Here is a 16,728-nt window from a genome sequence, read left to right as displayed (position 1 = left end):
GCGGATCCGCTCGCGGTCTGTCGTGCGCGGATAAGCGATCCGAAACGGTTTCGTACCGCTAAAGGTACGCCCTCCTTTCATCGAAACGCAAACGTTTCGTTGTACGTCACATGCGGGACACCTCCGCGAGACCTGCCCAGTGATGCTCAACGCGCATCGCAAGATGCGAAATCGGTGTTGGACGTGCATGAGCGGCAGCTCATAGCGTCACGCCAGACCAGTGACGCGGGCCATACGGGAGTTGGCCCGCCTCTGGTACGTCTGTCGCACACCTCAGTTCGGGAGCACCACCGCTATGACCGCCTACACGCCTGCCGACCTCGGTCGACGACTCGGCTCGGGCCTGCTGTCCTTCCCCGTGACCCACTTCCGGGGCGAGGACCACCCCGCCTCCTTCGACTTCGACGAGGAGGCCTACCGGGAGCACATCGGCCGCCTCGGGGCGTACGAAGTGGCCGGTCTCTTCGCGGCCGGCGGCACCGGCGAGTTCTTCTCGCTGACCGTGCCCGAGGTCGGACGTGTCGTCGCCGCCGCCGTGGCCGCCGCGCCCGAGGGCACCCCGATCCTGGCCCCGGTCGGCTACGGCACCGCCACCGCCGTAGAGATGGCCAAGGCTGCCGAGAGCGCGGGCGCCGACGGCATCCTGCTCTTCCCGCCCTACCTCACCGAGGCCCCGCAGGACGGACTCGCCGCGCACGTCGAGGCGGTCTGCAAGGCCACGAACCTCGGCGTCATCATCTACAGCCGCGCCAACGCCGTGTACCGCGCCGACACCGTGGCCCGCGTCGCCGAGCGCTGCCCGAACCTGATCGGCTACAAGGACGGCGTCGGTGACATCGACGCCATGACCCGCATCTACACGAAGCTCGGCGACCGGCTCACGTACATCGGCGGCCTGCCCACCGCCGAGATGTTCGCCCTGCCGTACCTCGAACTCGGTGTCACCACCTACTCGTCGGCGATCTTCAACTTCGTCCCCGAGTTCGCGCTCTCCTTCTACGCGGACGTCCGAGCCCGCCGCCACGACGAAGTGCTGCGCAAGCTCGACGAGTTCGTCCTCCCGTACACGGAGATCCGCAACCGCAAGGCGGGCTACGCGGTCAGCATCGTCAAGGCGGGACTCACCGCCACCGGCCACCCCGCGGGCCCGGTCCGGCCGCCGCTGACCGACCTCGAACCGGACGAACTCGACGCACTCACCGCGCTGATCAAGGGCATCACCCTCTGAGAGCGTCCAGCGCACGCCCCCTGCACCGCCCGCCCCTTCCGTAGGTCCCCTCATCCGCCTGCGAGCCGCACGCGAAAGGTGTCACCGTCCATGAGCACCAAGGCCGTTCCCCCCGCCGCCACCCCCGTCGTCGCCTCCATGCGGGTCGTCCCGGTCGCAGGCCAGGACAGCATGCTGCTGAACCTGAGCGGCGCCCACGCCCCGTACTTCACCCGCAACCTGGTCATCCTCACCGACTCCGACGGCCGCACCGGCGTGGGTGAGGTCCCCGGCGGCGAGCCCATCCGCACCACCCTCGAAGAGGCGAGCGACCTGGTCGTCGGCCGGCCCGTCGGTGACCCGCAGGCCGTGCTGCGCGCGATACGCGAGCGGTTCGGTGACCGGGACGCGGGCGGGCGCGGCGCGCAGACCTTCGACCTGCGCGTCACCGTGCACGCGGTCACCGCCGTCGAGGCCGCACTGCTCGACCTGCTCGGCCAGTACCTGAACGTGCCGGTCGCGGCGCTCCTCGGCGAGGGCGTGCAGCGCACGTCCGTCCCGGTCCTCGGCTACCTCTTCTACGTCGGTGACCGCCGCCGCACCGACCTCCCGTACCGCGACGAGTCCGAGGCCAAGGACGACTGGGAGCGGCTGCGCAGCGAGGAGGCGCTCACCCCCGAGGCCGTCGTCGCGCTCGCCGAGGCGGCCCAGGAGCGGTACGGGTTCCAGGACTTCAAGCTCAAGGGCGGTGTGCTCGACGGCTGGGCCGAGGCCGAGGCGGTCCGCGCACTCGCCGAGCGGTTCCCCGAGGCCCGCATCACCCTCGACCCCAACGGTGGCTGGCTCCTCAAGGACGCCATCGAGATCGGCCGCTCGCTGCGCGACGTCCTCGCGTACGCCGAGGACCCCTGCGGCGCCGAGGGCGGCTACTCGGGCCGCGAGGTGATGGCCGAGTTCCGGCGCGCCACCGGCCTGAAGACCGCCACGAACATGATCGCCACGGACTGGCGGCAGATGGGTCACGCCATCAAGGCCGACGCCGTCGACATCCCCCTCGCCGACCCGCACTTCTGGACCATGAACGGTTCCGTGCGCGTCGCCCAGCTCTGCGACGCCTGGGGTCTGACCTGGGGTTCGCACTCCAACAACCACTTCGACGTATCGCTCGCGATGTTCACGCACGTCGCCGCCGCGGCGCCCGGTGACATCACCGCGATCGACACCCACTGGATCTGGCAGGACGGCCAGCGCCTGACGCGCGAGCCGCTGCCCATCGAGGGCGGCGCCATCGCGCTCCCCGAACGCCCGGGACTGGGCGTCGAGTTGGACATGGACGAGGTGGAGGCCGCCCACCAGCGCTACCTCTCCCTCGGCCTCGGCAGCCGGGACGACGCCGCCGGCATGCAGTACCTGATCCCCGGCTGGACCTTCGACGCCAAGCGCCCGGCGCTGGTGCGCTGAGCCTTCTCCGCCCGGGCCGTTTCTCCCGGTGCGGTGTCCGTCCGTGACGCCGCACCGAGCCCTCGCATGCCCTGACTTCAGAACGTGCACCTCCGTCACTTCGAAGGGGAAGTGATCATGCCAATGCTCGTCGTGGCGCTCAGTGTTGTGGCGCTGCTGTTCCTGATGACCAAGGTGAAGCTCAACGGCTTCATAGCCCTGCTGCTCGTCGCGGTGGTCGTCGCCATCGTCCAGGGCATCAGCCTCCCCGACATCTCCGATGTCCTGGAGACCGGAATCGGCGATCAACTCTCCGGTACGTTGCCGGTGATCGGCCTAGGGGCCATGGTCGGCCGCGTGATGGGTGACGCGGGAGCGGCCCAGCGCATCGCCACCAAGCTGACCAAGGCCTTCGGCGACCGCTGGGTGCAGGTGGCGATGGTCGTCACCGCGATGCTCATCGGTGTCACCATGTTCTACGAGGTGGCCTTCGTCATCATCGTCCCGGTGGCGTTCACCCTGGTCCGTGTCACCCGGCAGAACCTGCTGTGGATCGGCCTGCCGATGTCCATCGCGCTCTCCACGATGCACAGCTTCCTGCCGCCGCACCCCGGCCCCACCGCCGTCGCCGAGATGTTCGACGCCTCCGTCGGCAAGACGCTCTTCGTCGGCCTGTTCATCGCCGTCCCGGCCGGCGCCCTGATCGCCCTGGCCTGGCCCCGCCTCCCGTTCATCCGCCGGATGAACCCCTCGATCCCCAAGGGCCTGGTCACCGAGCGCGTCTTCGAGGACGACGAGATGCCCGCCCTCGGCTGGTCGCTCGCGGTCGCGCTGCTCCCGGTCGTCCTCATCGCCGGCGCGGCCATCGCCGAGATGTCCCTCGACGACCACGCCCCGGGCATGGGTGTCATCAAGTTCGTCGGCTCCCCCGAGTTCGCGCTGCTGCTGACCCTGCTGCTCGCCATCTACGTCTTCGGCCCGCGCATCGGCCGCTCGCTGAAGGACATCGCCACGTCCTGCGGCGACGCCGCCAAGTCCATGGCCATGATCATGCTGGTGATCGCGGCGGGCGGCGCGTACAAGAACGTCCTCGTCGAGGGCGGTATCTCGGACTACATCAAGAACACCACCGAGCACTGGTCGATCTCCCCGCTGCTGCTCGCCTGGCTGATCGCCGCGATCCTGCGCATCGCGCTCGGCTCGGCCACGGTGGCGGTGTCGACGGCGGCCGGCATCGTGGCCCCGATGGTGGCAGGCAGCGGTTCGTCCCCGGAGCTGATGGTGCTCGCCGTCTCCTGCGGCTCGATCGCCTTCTCCCACGTGAACGACCCCGGCTTCTGGATGTTCAAGGAGTACTTCAACCTCTCGGTCCTCGACGCGATCAAGGCACGGACCACCTATACGACGGTGCTGGCGCTCTTGGGCCTCGGTGGGGTCATGGCGCTCAACGCCGTGATGTGAGGATCCGGCAGTCGTTAGGCCTCTCGCTCACGGCCTGCCAGGGCGGCGAGGGCTCCGCCGCGAGCACGGACGACTCCGGTTCCTCCGCCTCGTCGTCGTCCTCGGCCTCGAACTCCGACGGCGGCGGCGACGCGCAGCAGGGCGCGGACGACAACGCCACGAACACCGGGGACGGCTCGTCGAACCCTGGCTCGTCCGCCAGCGGTTCGGCGGACCCGGCCGAGGGCAGCGGCGGCGGGCAGATCAACACCGGGCCGTGCAAGACGGCCCGGCTGTCGTCCTCAAGAACGGCGAGGAGACCCGCTTCACGCTGCACACTCCGCGCAACGACACCGGCGGCTCGGGCGTCGACATCGTCAGCATCGTCGTCACGCCGCCCGGCGAGACCCACTCCAAGACCCTGCCGGTCTCCCTCAACCTGCCGGCGAGCGACTCCACGACGTCCAACGTGACGGTGGACCCGGTCGGCTCCGGCAAGCAGTGACACCGGGTCGCCGCGCGCCCCGTCTCATGACGACGTCAGGGCCCGGAGCACCGCCGTGACCGCCGGGCTCGGGGTGCCGGGAAGGCGCGCCACGTGCACCCGGCGGGTCTCGGGCGGCGCCCCCTCGACGCTGAGCAGCGTCACTCCCGACGGCAACACCGGGGCGAGCGCCCGCGGCACCGTGGTCACCCCGAGACCGGCGGCGACCAGCTGCGTCTTCGTCAGCCAGTCACGCGCGGAGTGGACCACGCGCGGCCGTCCGGGCAGACCGGGCCAGACACCGAGCAGCGGCTCGGAGCGGGACGACGGGGTGGCGATCCACGACGCGTCGACCAGCTCGTCGATGTGCACCGCGCCGCGGCCTGCGAACTCCCCGGTCGTGGACGCCGCCACGACGAGCTCGGTGTTCTCGACGGTCTCGAACCGCAGGCGCGGTGACTCGCCGTCCGAGGGCCGGTGGGGCGGGCGGGAGGTGAGCAGGGCCAGGTCGATCGAACCGGCGCGCAGCGCCCGCGTCAGGGCGGGCGTGGTGCCCTCGCGGGTGGTGACCGTGAGCTGCGGATCGGTCTGCGCGAGACGCCGGAGCGCGGCGGGCAGGAGCGCCGCGCCCGCGCTCAGGAAGGCGCCCAGGCGCACCACTTCGGTCGGCTGTGCGGCACCGGCGAGTTCGCGCTCCGCCGTCGCGACGGCGTCGAGGATCGTCCGGCCGTGCCGCAGCAGCGTCAGCCCCGCGGACGTCAGCCGCACCCCGTTCGTCCGGCGCTCGAAGAGGGCGGCGCCCGCGGCCTGTTCGAGGGAGGCGGCCTGCCGGGAGACGGCCGACTGCGTGTAGCCGAGCCGGGTGGCCGCCGCCGTGAAACTGCCGGACTCCGCGATCTGCCGCAGCACCCGAAGGCCCGCACTGGAGATGTCCATGGGCCTACGGATACCAGGGTCGCTCAGCGCGGACACCACCGGCTCGCCATGCGGGGCCCGCATGCCCGGGATGCTGGATCTTCGCTTCCCGCATGACCTGCACGCTCCTAACGTCGACTCCGGAACCCGCCCCCTCAACCCCCGGAGGTCCTCCCATGCGCGCAGCCGTCCTGACGGAATTCGGCGCCCCGCTCACCGTGCGGGAGCTGCCCGACCCGAAGCCCCAGGCCGGTGAGGTGCTGGTCGAAGTGCTGGCCGCCGCCGTGGCCCCGTACGCGGGCGAGGTCTTCGGCGGCGTACGGAACTACCCGCTCGTCCCGCCCGTCGTACCCGGCACAGGTGGCGTGGGCCGGATCGTGCACATCGGCCCGGACGCCACCCGGCTGCGCGCGGGCGACCTCGTGTGGTGCGACCTGACCGTGCGCTCACGCGACGACGCGCTGACCCCCGACATCACGCTCCAGGGCTGGAGTTCACGTGGCGAGGGCGGCGCCGCGCTCGCCCGGCACCTGCACGACGGGGCGTTCGCCGAGCTGATGCGTGTCCCGACGGAGAACGTCCACCCGCTGCCCGCCGCTGCGGGGGACGACCCGGCCCGGTGGGCGGCGCTCAGCGCGCACACCATCGCGTACGGAGGACTGCTGGCCGGTGGCCTCGCGGCGGGCGAGACCCTGCTCGTCAGCGGGGCGACCGGCAACCTGGGCAGCTGCGCGGTGGCGATCGCCCTCGCGATGGGGGCGGGGCGGGTCGTCGCTCCGGGACGGAACCGGGCCGCCCTCGGCCTCCTCGCCGACCGGTTCGGCCCGCGGGTGCGAGCGGTCCGGCTGACCGGCGACGAGGCCACCGACCGCGCGGCGACGACCGAGGCGGCCGAGGGGCCGGTCGACATGATGCTCGACCTGCTTCCACCGAGCGCGCCCAGTTCCGTGACGCGTGCGGCGGCGATGACCGTGCGCGAGTACGGCCGCGTCGTCCTCATGGGCGGCGTCGGCATGCTCGGCGGCGACGACCTCGCGTTCCCCTACCCGTGGCTCATGCGCAACTCGATCACGGTGCGCGGGCAGTGGATGTACCCGCGCGAGGCGAACACCGGCATCATCCGGCTGCTGGCCGCCGGTGCCCCGGACCTCACCGCCGAACGCGTCCGGTCCTTCCCGCTCGACGAGGTCAACGAGGCCATCGCGTACTCCGCGGCACACGGCGGCCCGTTCGACCGCACGGTTCTCGTGCCCACGAGCGGCTGACGCGCCGGAGCCGTCGCCGAGAGCGCCGCCGGCCTCCTGGGCGCGCCGCTCTCGGGGCGTTCTCGTGCGCACCCCTGGACGGGACTCCCCGAATCATCCGATGATTGCTGGGCATCGCAAGCGCTCCACTTCCGCCCCAACGGCCCCCAGAGACGCCCCGGATGACCGAGACCGGAAACTCCCCCTCCCCAGCACCCGTCCCGTTCCCGCTGCGCACCAAGCTCCTCCCGCCCCCCGCCGTACGGGAGCTGCCCGCACCGCCCGCGAAGACCTGGCGCATCATCGGCCCCGGTATCGTGGCCGCCGGAGTCGGGGTGTCATCGGGCGAGTTCATCCTCTGGCCCTACATCGCCACGCAGGCCGGCCTCGTCTTCCTCTGGGGCGCCGTGGTGGGCGTGGTCACCCAGTGGTTCCTCAACATGGAGATCGAGCGCTACACCCTCGCCACCGGCGAGACCGCCGTGACCGGCTTCAACCGCTACTGGCGGCACTGGGGCCTGGTCATGGTGGTGTTCACCTACGCGGCCAACCTCTGGCCGGGCTGGGCCACCAGTTCGGCGACGATGCTCAGTTACGTGTTCGGCGGCAAACCCGCCTACATCGGCATCGGACTCCTCGTCCTCATCGGTCTGATCCTCACCCTCGCGCCCGTCGTCTACAACGCGCTGGAGAAGCTGCTCGGCGTCAAGATCCTCGTCATCGGCGGCTTCTTCGTCCTCGCCTTGATCCTCGCGGTCACCGCCACCACGGTGGGCGATCTGCCGAAGGCCGTCACCGACGCGACGTTCCCCTCCGAACTCGGCGTGGCCGTGCTCATGGGCGCCCTCGCCTACGCGGGTGCGGGCGGCGGGCAGAACCTCGTGCAGAGCAACTGGATCCGCGACAAGGGATTCGGCATGGGCCACTACGTGCCCCGCCTGGTCAGCCCGGTCACCGGCACGGAGGAGGCCGCGGACCCCGTCGTCGGCTACGTCTTCGAGCTCAACGAGACGAACATGGCGCGCTGGCGCCGCTGGTGGCGCTTCGCCAACGTCGAGCAGGCCCTCACCTTCGTACTCGTCACCGTCGTGACCATCGTGTTGTCGTCGCTGCTCGCGCACTCGACGCTGTTCGGGACGGGCGGCCTCGAGAACAACGTCGGCTTCATCCAGAAGGAGGGGCAGGTCCTCCAGGAGCGCGTCGGCGACTGGTTCGGCGTGTTCTTCTGGCTGGTCGGCGCGTTCTCGCTGTTCAGCGCGGCCACCGGCATCATCGACTACACCAGCCGGATGGCGGCCGACGTCCTCAAGTCGACGTATCTGCGCGGCAGCCGGACGAGCGAGTCGCGGATGTACGCGCGCCTCGTGTGGGCGGTCATCGCCGTCGGCGCGATCGTGCTGCTCTCCGGGCTCGACCAGCCGCTCGTGCTGCTCGTCATCTCGGCGTGCGTGTCCGGGCTGATGATGTTCGTGTACTCGATCCTGCTCCTCGTCATGAACCGCACCGCGCTGCCGAACCCCCTGAAGGTGCGCGGCATCCGCGTGGCCGCGCTGCTCTGGGCGGTGGTGCTCTTCGGCGTGCTGTCCGTGCTGACGGTGCGGCAGCAACTGACGGATCTCTTCGGCTGAACCACCCGGCCCCGCCCGCAACCCTGGTCCCGTACAACCCCGCTACGTACAGGAGTGGAACTTCATGACGGATGGTCACGCAGCCCGACGCAGCCAGGCCTGGTTCGGCGCCGCCGGACGCGGCGGCATGGTGTACCGGTCGTGGATGCGCAACCAGGGCTTCGGGCCCGAGGTGTTCGACGGGCGGCCGGTGATCGGCATCGCCGTGTCCGCCTCCGAACTCGCGCCCTGCAACGCGCACTTGACGCGGGTCGCCGAGGCGGTGAAGCGCGGGGTGTGGCAGGCCGGCGGCTTTCCGCTCGAATTCCCCACCATGGCCACCGGCGAGACACTGATGCGGCCCACGGCCATGCTGTACCGCAACCTCATGGCGATGGAGGTCGAGGAGCTGATCCGCGCCAACCCGCTGGACGGTGTGGTGCTGCTCTCGGGCTGCGACAAGACGACACCGGCCATGCTCATGGGCGCCGCGAGCGTAGACCTGCCCGCCGTGATGGTGACCGGTGGACCGATGCTCAACGGCAAGTTCCAGGGCCGCGATGTCGGTTCGGGCACGGCGGTCTGGCAGATGGAGGCCGAGGTCAAGGCCGGGCGGATGACCGAGGAGGAGTGCTTCTTCGCCGAGGGCTGCATGGCCCGCTCCAACGGCCACTGCATGACGATGGGCACGGCCTCCACCATGGCGTGCATGGCGGAGACCCTCGGCATGCAACTGCCCGGCTCCGCCACCTGGCCCGCGGTCGACATGCGCCGCTACGAGACCGGGCAGGCGGCCGGCCGCCGCATCGTGGACATGGTGGACGAGGACCTGCGCCCCTCGCGCATCCTCACCCGCGAGGCCTTCGAGAACGCGATCCGCACGAACGCGGCGATCGGCGGCTCCACCAACGCCATCATCCACCTGACGGCGCTCGCGGGCCGGGTCGGCGTCGACCTCGACACCGAGGACTTCGACCGACTCGCCCGCGACGTACCGACCTTGCTCAATCTGATGCCCTCCGGTCAGTACCTCATGGAGGACTTCTGCTACGCGGGCGGGCTGCCCGCCGTCCACCACGAGCTGGTACGCGCCGGGCTGCTGGACGGCGAGCAGCTCACCGTCACCGGGCGCAGCATCGCCGAGAACGTGGCGGACGCGGAGCGCATCGGCGACGAGGTGATCACGGGGGTGCTCGACCCGTTCCAGCCCGTGGGCACGGGGACGGCGGTCCTGCGCGGCAACCTCTGCCCCGACGGCGCGGTCATCAAGCAGTCCGCGGCCTCGCCCCATCTGCTCACGCACTCCGGTGTCGCCCGCGTCTTCGACTCCCCGGAGGCCTACCACGCGGTGTGCGACGACCCGGACCTCGACGTCGACGAGAACACCGTGCTCGTCATCCGCGGCGCGGGCCCGAAGGGCTACCCCGGCATGCCCGAGGTCTCGAACGTGCCGCTGCCCACCAAACTGCTGAAGGCCGGGGTCACCGACATGGTGCGCGTCTGTGACGGCCGGATGAGTGGCACGGGATACGGCACGGTCGTCCTCCACGTGGCACCGGAGGCGGCGGTCGGCGGCCCCCTGGCCCTCGTACGCGACGGGGACGTCATCACGCTGGACGTGCCGAAGCGGTCGCTGCGGCTTGAGGTCGAGGAGGCCGAGCTTGCGCGGCGCCGCGCGGCCTGGCAGCCGCCCGAGCCGCGCCACACCAGCGGCTACGCGTGGCTGTACACGCAGCACGTCGAGGGCGCCGACCGCGGTGCGGACTTCGGCTTCCTGCGCGGCTGTCGCGGCAGCGCCGTGCCGCGCGACTCGCACTGAGGCGGGTGTGGGTAGCCTCGGGGGCATGGCCAACATCAATTTCAGCTCTCGTGTCGGCGTCTGGTGGACCAGTGACCGGTGGCCGATCAACGACGTCGTCGCCCGAGCCCGTGAGATCGAGAACCTCGGCTACGGCTCGCTGTTCTACGGCGAGGCCGGAGGCAAGGAGACCTTCACGCAGGCCGCCGCCCTGTTGGGCGGCACCGAACGCCTGGTGGTCGGCACCGGAATCGCCAACATCCACGCCCGCAGCGCCCCGGCGAGCGAAGCCGGAGCCCGTACGCTCGGCGCGCTGCACCCGGGCCGCTTCGTGCTCGGCCTCGGCGTCAGCCACGCGCCGCTGGTGGAACACAGCTACGCCGGGTCCTACAGCAAGCCGCTTGCCACCATGCGGGAGTACCTGCGGACCATGGACGCGGTGCCGGACGCCGTGGAGCCGGACGGGCAGCGCCCGGCGCGGCTGCTCGCCGCCCTGGGCCCGAAGATGATCGAACTGTCCGGCAAGGCGGCCGACGGGGCGCACCCGTACCTGGTGACGCCGGAGCAGACCGCGTCCACCCGCGAGCAGCTGGGTCCCGACAAGTGGGTGGTCAGCGAGCAGGGTGTCGCGCTCACCACGGACCGGGAGACCGGCCTGCGCCGTGCGCACCAGCACCTGGACATGTACTCGCAGCTGCCCAACTACCGTAATTCCTGGCTGCGTCAGGGATTCGACGAGTCCGACGTGGTCGTCGGAGGCTCGGACAAGCTGGCCGAGGCCATGGTGGCCATGGGCGACGCGGAGGCGGTCGCCGCGCGCGTGAAGGCACACCTGGACGCGGGCGCCGACCAGGTGGTCGTGCAGGTCCTCGGCGACGACCCCTCCGCCGACCCACTGCCGGCGCTGCGGGAACTCGCCCCGGCCCTCGGCCTGCACACCGCCTGAGAGGGCGCAGGTCAGCCCCGGTACGTCGTGGTCGCGAGCTGGACGAACGAGCGGACCAACGGATTGGTGTCGCCGTCGCTCCACGCCGCGACCACGCGGCTCGGTGGCATGTCGGTCAGCGGCACCACGGTGAGCCCACGCGCCGGTCGGTGACTCAGAAGTGTCATGCCGACCGTGCCGTTCCAGAGCACGGCCTGCTGGCACTCCTGGACGGTGCGGACCACCGGTCCCTCGCGGGGTTCTCCGCCGCTCCAGTACGCCTGCCAGGCGGGGTCGGTGCCCGGCGGGAACACGAACCAGCGGCGGTCGGCAAGATCCGCCAGAGCCAGGCTGTCGCGGCCGGCCAGCGGATCGTCGTCCCGCAGTAGGGCGCCCACCGGGTCTGCGCGCAACTCGTGGACGGCCAGGCCGGTTTCGTCGAACGGGCCACGGGTCAGGGCGATGTCGACGAGGCCGGCGTGCAGCCCGCAGGTGGGGTCGGTCAGATCCGTCTCGCGGACGGACACCTCGACGCGCGGATGCCGGCGGCTGTGAGCGGCGGCGAGCCGGGTCACGCCCGGATCGGTGCTGTCACCCAGGACGCCCACGGTGAGGGCCGCGGCCCCTGCCGCCGCTGCCACCCGGGCACGTACCAGATCGGCCCGCTCCAGCAGAGCGCGCGCCTCGTCGAGCAGCACCGTGCCCACCGCGGTCAGCGTGACACCGGCGGGGGAGCGGTCGAACAGCGCGGCTCCGACCTCGGTCTCCAGCTGCTTGATCGCCCGGCTCAGCGGCGGCTGGCTCATGTGCAGCCGGGTGGCGGCCCGGCCGAAGTGGAGTTCCTCGGCGACCGCCACGAAGTAGCGCAGCGCGCGTAGCTCCATGCGGGGACGATACCCGCACGGTATCGGCGTCGCGAAACAGGTCTTGGACGGATCCCGCGCCCCGGCGGTGGAATCGGGGGCATGACCGTTGCTTATTGGATCGTCGGCGGGTCGCTCGCCCTGTTCTACGTCTACGCGGGAGGGCTCAAGGTGGTCCGCAGCCGCGAGCGGCTGCGGCCGATGATGGCCTGGGTGGACAGCACGCCGATGCGGGCCGTCAGGGCGATCGGGGCGCTGGAACTGCTCGGCGCGCTCGGCCTTGTGCTGCCGCCGCTGACCGGGATCGCGCCCTGGCTGGCCCTGGTCGCGGCCGTCGGGTTCGTGGCCCTTCAGGTCGGGGCGACGAGCCTCCATCTGCGCCGTGGCGAGCGCCAGGTCGCGCTCAACGGTGTGCTGCTCGGCGCGGGGGCCATGACTGTAGGCCTTGCGACGTCCTGGCTGTGACCGAGACCCACTGGGATATCTGCGTGGTGCGCATTATTGCTTGGCAGGAATTATTGCGTGCCACGCAAAGTTTGCTACCTTGGTGTCATGAGTGGATTGAGGGAGCGCAAGAAGGAGGCCACGCGGGTGGCGCTGAGCTGGGCCGCGATCAGGCTCACCGTGGAGCGCGGGCTCGATGACGTCCGGGTCGAGGACATCGCCGAAGCGGTCGGTGTCTCGCCGCGCACCTTCAACAACTACTTCTCCAGCAAGGCGGAGGCGATCGCCTTCCGTCACCTCCAGCGCTCCCTGCGGGTGGCCGCCGAAGTGCGGTCCGCGCCGGAGGGCGAGCCGTTGTGGGAGGTCGTCTCCCAAGCGGTCCTCCGGCAGTTGGAGCCAGGGCCCGAGGTGCGGGACATGCCGCCGCAGGAGCCGGCCGACTGGGCGGCGGGGCTCCGGGTGATGGTGGCGGAGCCGGCGCTGCAGGCCGAGATGCTGCGGGCGGGCAAGGTCGCGGAGAGTGAACTCGCCGCGGCGATCGCCGACCGCACGGGCACGTCCGTCGACGTCGACCTCTATCCCCGCCTGGTGGCCGCGAGTGTGACCGCCGCCAACAGTGCCGCGCTCGACCTGTTCCTGCACGGAGGCGGTGCGGCGGAGTCGACGTCGATGGAGGCGCTGCTGAAGTCGGCCCTCACGATGGTGGCCGCAGGGCTACCGACCCCTTAAAGCCTTCCCCTTAAAGCCTGAGGAGGCATGTCATGTTCGATGTGATCATCGCGGGCGGCGGCCCCAACGGGCTGATGCTGGCCGGCGAGTTGGCGCTGGTCGGGGTCCGCCCGGTCGTCATCGAGCGGCTCACAGGACCGAAGACGGAACCCCGGGCGAACGGCTTGGTGGGCCAGGTGGTGCGGATGCTGGACCGGCGCGGTCTGTACGCCCGGATCAGCGGGTCCGACGAACCCGTCAGGCCCGTGCCCCGCTACATGTTCGGCGCGTTCCCCCTGGAACTCCACCGGCTCGAGAACAACCCGGTCGGCATCCTCCCCGCACCACAGGCGCGGATCGAAGAGGTCCTCGCCGAACGCGCCGCCGAACTCGGGGTCGACCTGCGCATGGGCCAGGAAGTTGCCGACGTCCACCAGGACGCCGACTCGGTCCGGGTGACGCTGGCGAACGGGGAACACCTCACGTCCCGTTACCTGGTGGCGGCCGACGGAGGGCGCAGCACCGTGCGCCGCCTGGCCGGTATCGGTTTTCCCGGAGTCACCAACGACGACTTCGTGTCACGCTCCGCGAACGTCACCGTGCGCGAGGAACACCTGGGCCCGCAGGGCGAGTTGCTCGTCCCCGGCTACGGGACGCTGCCGCCCACCATGTACGTGCGCACCGAGCGCGGGACCATCGTCTACGCCAGGCTGCCCGGCCGACCCGCGAGCGTCCACACCACGGAGGTCGAGTCACCGGACGACGACCGGTCCGCGCCGATGACCTTCCAGGAGTTGCTCGACAGCGCCGAACGCGTCCTGGGCGCACCCCTGCCCGTACTTCCGCCCGAGGGCGAGGGCCCGCACCTGCTGCGCCGCCTCGTCGGCGGCAACACACGGCTCGCGGACCGCTATCGGGAAGGGCGGATCCTGCTGCTCGGGGACGCGGCCCACGTGCACTCGGCGATCGGCGGCCCCGGCCTCAACCTGGGCCTCCAGGACGCCGTCAACCTCGGCTGGAAGCTGGCCGCCACGGTGCGCGGTTGGGCGCCGGAGGGGCTCCTCGACACGTACGACGAGGAGCGCCGCCCCGTCGCCGAACGCGTCGTGGACTCGACCCTGGCCCAGTCGGCGCTGCTGCGCCCCGGCCCGGAGGTCACGGCGCTGCGTACGGTCTTCGGCGAGCTGCTGACGACGCCCGCGGGCACGGAACGCATCGCCCACCTCGTCGCGGGCACCACCGAAGGCTTCGCCCCCGACCTCACCATCCACACCACCACGGGCACGCACCAGCTGGCCGAACTGACGGTCACCGCCCGCCCGTTGCTCCTGGACCTCGGCGGCGGCTTCGCCGAAGTGGCGAAGCCCTGGCACGACCGGGTCGACGTCATCACCGGCACGGCGGCCGGCGCCGACGCGACGGGACTGCTGCTGCGCCCCGACACCCATGTCGCCTGGACCGGCCACGGCCACGGCCACGGCCACGGCACGGACGACGCGACCGGACTGGAGGCGGCGCTGCACCGGTGGTTCGGCGCACCGTAGAGGCGGGGTGCGGGTGTGTCACCTGCCGGCGGGCCGCCGGACGGCGCGACGGTCGAGCGGACGGTCCACCGCCTCGACCAGCCAGTCGAGTTCGGCCCGGCCGACGCACACATGGTTGGTCAGCACGCCCACCCCGTCGATCGCCGTCTCCACCAGGTCCCCCGCGTGCAGGGTGAAGTCGATCTCCGGCACGATGCCGGTCCCGGTGGACAGCACCGCGCCGTCGGGGAACGGCTGGCACTTCCAGAGATGGTCGGCGAGCTCCTCCGGGGAGCGGTGGAAGGCGGCGGTGGAGGTCGTCCCCTGGAATGCCGCCACCCCGTCCCGCCAAACGGTCAGCGAGATCTTGAGCGCCTGCGGAGCATCGACCTCCCACACCGGGACGATCCCGGAGGACACCGCCGCACTCCCGGCGTAGATCTTCGCCTGCGGCAGATAGAGCGGGTTTTCGCCCTCGATGGAGCGCGAGCTGACATCGTCCACGATCACGTAACCGACCGTCTCGGACGCCTGGTTGAGCACCACGCCGAGCTCCGGCTCCGGCACGTTCAGCTCGGAGTCGTCCCGCACCGCGATCGGTTCACCGTCGGTGACCAGGCGCCACGGCAGCGCCTTCAGGAACAGCTCCGGCCGCTCGGCATCGTAGATCCGCTCGTACACGGACTGCTCGGTGCTCTCCTCGACGCGTGCCTCGCGCGAACGCTCGTACGTCACGCCGGCCGCCCACAGCTCCATCAGCCCGTCCATCGGCGGCAGCAGAAGCACGTCGCCCTCGTCGACGTCGGCCCGTGGCCGCGCGGCCGTCGCCGCCACCAACTCCCGCAGCCCTTCGACCGGCAGCCGCAACAGGTCGGCGACGCGGGGCGCCCCGTCGAAGCGGCGGATCGCACCGGATGCGTCGGCGATCCCTGTCCTCACGGTCCCGGTGCCATCGGCGAAGCGGACGATGCGCGTCATGCGGGGTCCTTCCCTTGGGGTTACGGGTTCGGTGGGTGTGCTTCCCTGATGGGTGCGCGGTCAGTCGGGTGCCGGGCCGCTCGTCGACTCCCGGACCTGGAGCGAGGTGCGCAGCACCACCGTCTGCAGCGGCTTCGCGGTCCCCGCGATGCGCTCCTGCAGCAGTTGCGCGGCCGCGAATCCCAGCTCGTACGAGGGGAGTTGGACCGAGCTGAGGGGCGGCGTCACAAGCTCCGGCCAGGGTACGTCGCCGAACGAGAGCAGTCCGGTGCGCGGCGGTGCCAGCCCAGCCTCGCGCAGCGCCGCGAGCGCGCCCACCGTCATGAGGTTGTTGGCCACGAACACGGCGTCCGGCGGCTCGGGCAGCGCGAGCAACCGCTCCATGGCGGCGCGCCCGCCGTCCACCCGGAAGTCCCCGTGCACGACGTATTCGGGGGGTGGCTCGGCCGGCTGCCCGGAGTCGCCCAGATGGTCGCGCAGCACCGCCCGGTACCCGGCGAGGCGTTCGTCGGACGTGGAGGCGCCCTCGGGGCCCGCGATGCAGGCGACGCGTCGGTAGCCACGGGCCAGCAGATGCTCGGTGGCCTCCTCGCCGCCGTGCCGGTTGTCCATCATCACGGCGTCGACGGAGGCGCCGCGCGGGCGCCGGTCGACCGCGACGACCGGGGTGCCCCGGCCGGCGAGCGCGGACAGGTCGGTGCGGTGGCGGGAGGCGGCGGCGACTATCACCCCGGCCATCTGCTCGGCCGCGGCCACCTCCAGATAGCGGTGCTCCTTGTCCACGTCCTCGTCGGTATTGCACAGCACCACCGAGAGGTTGGTCTCCTGCGCCGCGTCCTCGACGCCGCGGGCGAGCGCGGTGAAGAACGGGTTGCCGATGTCCGGGATGATCAGGCCGATCACAGAGGCGCGCTGCATCCGCAGGGAGCGGGCGACCCGGTTGGGCGCGAAGCCGAGCACGGCCGCGGCGGCGCGCACGGTCGCGGCGCGCTCCGCGGTGACCCGGCCGCCGTTGAAGACCCGCGACACGGTGGCGGGGGAGACCCCGGCCTCGCGCGCCACGTCGTAGATCGTCGCCACAGACCTCTCACTCAACCTCTCGTCCAGGCAGGGGAGTCGGCCCCGCGATCCGTGCTGTGTCAGTGCTGTGTC

General features: G+C 71.3%; 16 protein-coding genes. 11 read left to right on the top strand and 5 right to left on the bottom strand.

Annotated elements, in window-relative coordinates:
• Positions 1–295: 295 nt before the first annotated feature.
• The 3 genes from kdgD (at position 296) to ACIRHA_RS17215 (ending at position 4,108) form a co-directional block, all read left to right on the top strand.
• The gene (gene kdgD, locus ACIRHA_RS17225) at positions 296–1,228 is read left to right on the top strand and encodes a 5-dehydro-4-deoxyglucarate dehydratase (RefSeq protein WP_403845918.1); all 933 of its coding nucleotides are present in this window, start codon (positions 296–298) and stop codon (positions 1,226–1,228) included.
• A gap of 90 nt (positions 1,229–1,318) precedes the next feature.
• Complete coding sequence (gene gudD, locus ACIRHA_RS17220; protein ID WP_403845915.1) at positions 1,319–2,668, top strand: glucarate dehydratase; 1,350 nt, start codon at positions 1,319–1,321, stop codon at positions 2,666–2,668.
• 117 nt (positions 2,669–2,785) lie between these two features.
• Positions 2,786–4,108, top strand: a complete 1,323-nt coding sequence (locus tag ACIRHA_RS17215; protein ID WP_403845912.1) for a gluconate:H+ symporter — start codon at positions 2,786–2,788, stop codon at positions 4,106–4,108.
• Here ACIRHA_RS17215 and ACIRHA_RS17210 read toward each other — a convergent pair.
• Entirely contained in the window at positions 4,092–4,358 is a 267-nt protein-coding gene (locus tag ACIRHA_RS17210; protein WP_403845910.1) for a hypothetical protein, read from the bottom strand. The two genes, ACIRHA_RS17215 and ACIRHA_RS17210, sit on opposite strands and share 17 nt — an antisense overlap.
• Before the next feature lie 6 nt (positions 4,359–4,364).
• On the opposite strand from ACIRHA_RS17210, the gene ACIRHA_RS17205 reads away from it, so the two are divergent.
• Entirely contained in the window at positions 4,365–4,592 is a 228-nt protein-coding gene (locus ACIRHA_RS17205; protein WP_403845908.1) for a DUF4232 domain-containing protein, read from the top strand.
• A 24-nt stretch (positions 4,593–4,616) separates the two neighbouring features.
• On the opposite strand, the gene ACIRHA_RS17200 is transcribed toward ACIRHA_RS17205, so the two are convergent.
• On the bottom strand, positions 4,617–5,507 hold the full coding sequence (locus ACIRHA_RS17200; protein WP_403846513.1) for a LysR family transcriptional regulator: 891 nt from the start codon (positions 5,505–5,507) through the stop codon (positions 4,617–4,619).
• 155 nt (positions 5,508–5,662) lie between these two features.
• Between ACIRHA_RS17200 and ACIRHA_RS17195 the strand changes: the two genes are divergently transcribed.
• The 4 genes from ACIRHA_RS17195 (at position 5,663) to ACIRHA_RS17180 (ending at position 11,081) form a co-directional block, all read left to right on the top strand.
• Positions 5,663–6,751 (top strand): alcohol dehydrogenase catalytic domain-containing protein, encoded by a 1,089-nt coding sequence (locus ACIRHA_RS17195; RefSeq protein WP_403845906.1) that lies wholly within the window; start codon positions 5,663–5,665, stop codon positions 6,749–6,751.
• 161 nt (positions 6,752–6,912) lie between these two features.
• Entirely contained in the window at positions 6,913–8,358 is a 1,446-nt protein-coding gene (locus tag ACIRHA_RS17190; protein ID WP_403845904.1) for an Nramp family divalent metal transporter, read from the top strand.
• Between the two features lie 64 nt (positions 8,359–8,422).
• Positions 8,423–10,156, top strand: a complete 1,734-nt coding sequence (locus ACIRHA_RS17185; RefSeq protein WP_403845902.1) for an IlvD/Edd family dehydratase — start codon at positions 8,423–8,425, stop codon at positions 10,154–10,156.
• A 25-nt stretch (positions 10,157–10,181) separates the two neighbouring features.
• On the top strand, positions 10,182–11,081 hold the full coding sequence (locus ACIRHA_RS17180) for an LLM class F420-dependent oxidoreductase (RefSeq protein ID WP_403845899.1): 900 nt from the start codon (positions 10,182–10,184) through the stop codon (positions 11,079–11,081).
• A gap of 11 nt (positions 11,082–11,092) precedes the next feature.
• Here ACIRHA_RS17180 and ACIRHA_RS17175 read toward each other — a convergent pair whose 3' ends face one another.
• The gene (locus ACIRHA_RS17175) at positions 11,093–11,944 is read right to left on the bottom strand and encodes a LysR family transcriptional regulator (protein WP_403845897.1); all 852 of its coding nucleotides are present in this window, start codon (positions 11,942–11,944) and stop codon (positions 11,093–11,095) included.
• An 81-nt stretch (positions 11,945–12,025) separates the two neighbouring features.
• Here ACIRHA_RS17175 and ACIRHA_RS17170 point away from each other — a divergent pair, with 81 nt between their 5' ends.
• The 3 genes from ACIRHA_RS17170 (at position 12,026) to ACIRHA_RS17160 (ending at position 14,619) form a co-directional block, all read left to right on the top strand.
• A complete protein-coding gene (locus ACIRHA_RS17170; protein ID WP_403845894.1) occupies positions 12,026–12,388 on the top strand; it encodes a DoxX family protein in 363 nt (120 codons plus the stop codon).
• A gap of 87 nt (positions 12,389–12,475) precedes the next feature.
• A complete protein-coding gene (locus ACIRHA_RS17165; RefSeq protein ID WP_403845892.1) occupies positions 12,476–13,096 on the top strand; it encodes a TetR family transcriptional regulator in 621 nt (206 codons plus the stop codon).
• A gap of 32 nt (positions 13,097–13,128) precedes the next feature.
• Positions 13,129–14,619: an FAD-dependent monooxygenase gene (locus tag ACIRHA_RS17160; protein ID WP_403845890.1), complete on the top strand. Its 1,491-nt coding sequence runs from the start codon at positions 13,129–13,131 to the stop codon at positions 14,617–14,619.
• Between the two features lie 18 nt (positions 14,620–14,637).
• Here the strand turns inward: ACIRHA_RS17160 and ACIRHA_RS17155 are convergent, their stop codons facing one another.
• A complete protein-coding gene (locus ACIRHA_RS17155) occupies positions 14,638–15,576 on the bottom strand; it encodes a fumarylacetoacetate hydrolase family protein (protein WP_403845887.1) in 939 nt (312 codons plus the stop codon).
• A gap of 60 nt (positions 15,577–15,636) precedes the next feature.
• Complete coding sequence (locus ACIRHA_RS17150) at positions 15,637–16,656, bottom strand: LacI family DNA-binding transcriptional regulator (RefSeq protein WP_403846509.1); 1,020 nt, start codon at positions 16,654–16,656, stop codon at positions 15,637–15,639.
• Positions 16,657–16,728: the final 72 nt, after the last annotated feature.

It is taken from the genome of Streptomyces sp. NPDC102360 (assembly GCF_044766085.1).
GTDB lineage: Bacteria > Actinomycetota > Actinomycetes > Streptomycetales > Streptomycetaceae > Streptomyces.
Note: the sequence above shows the minus strand (reverse complement) of the source record. Positions and strands in the feature narration are given on the sequence as shown.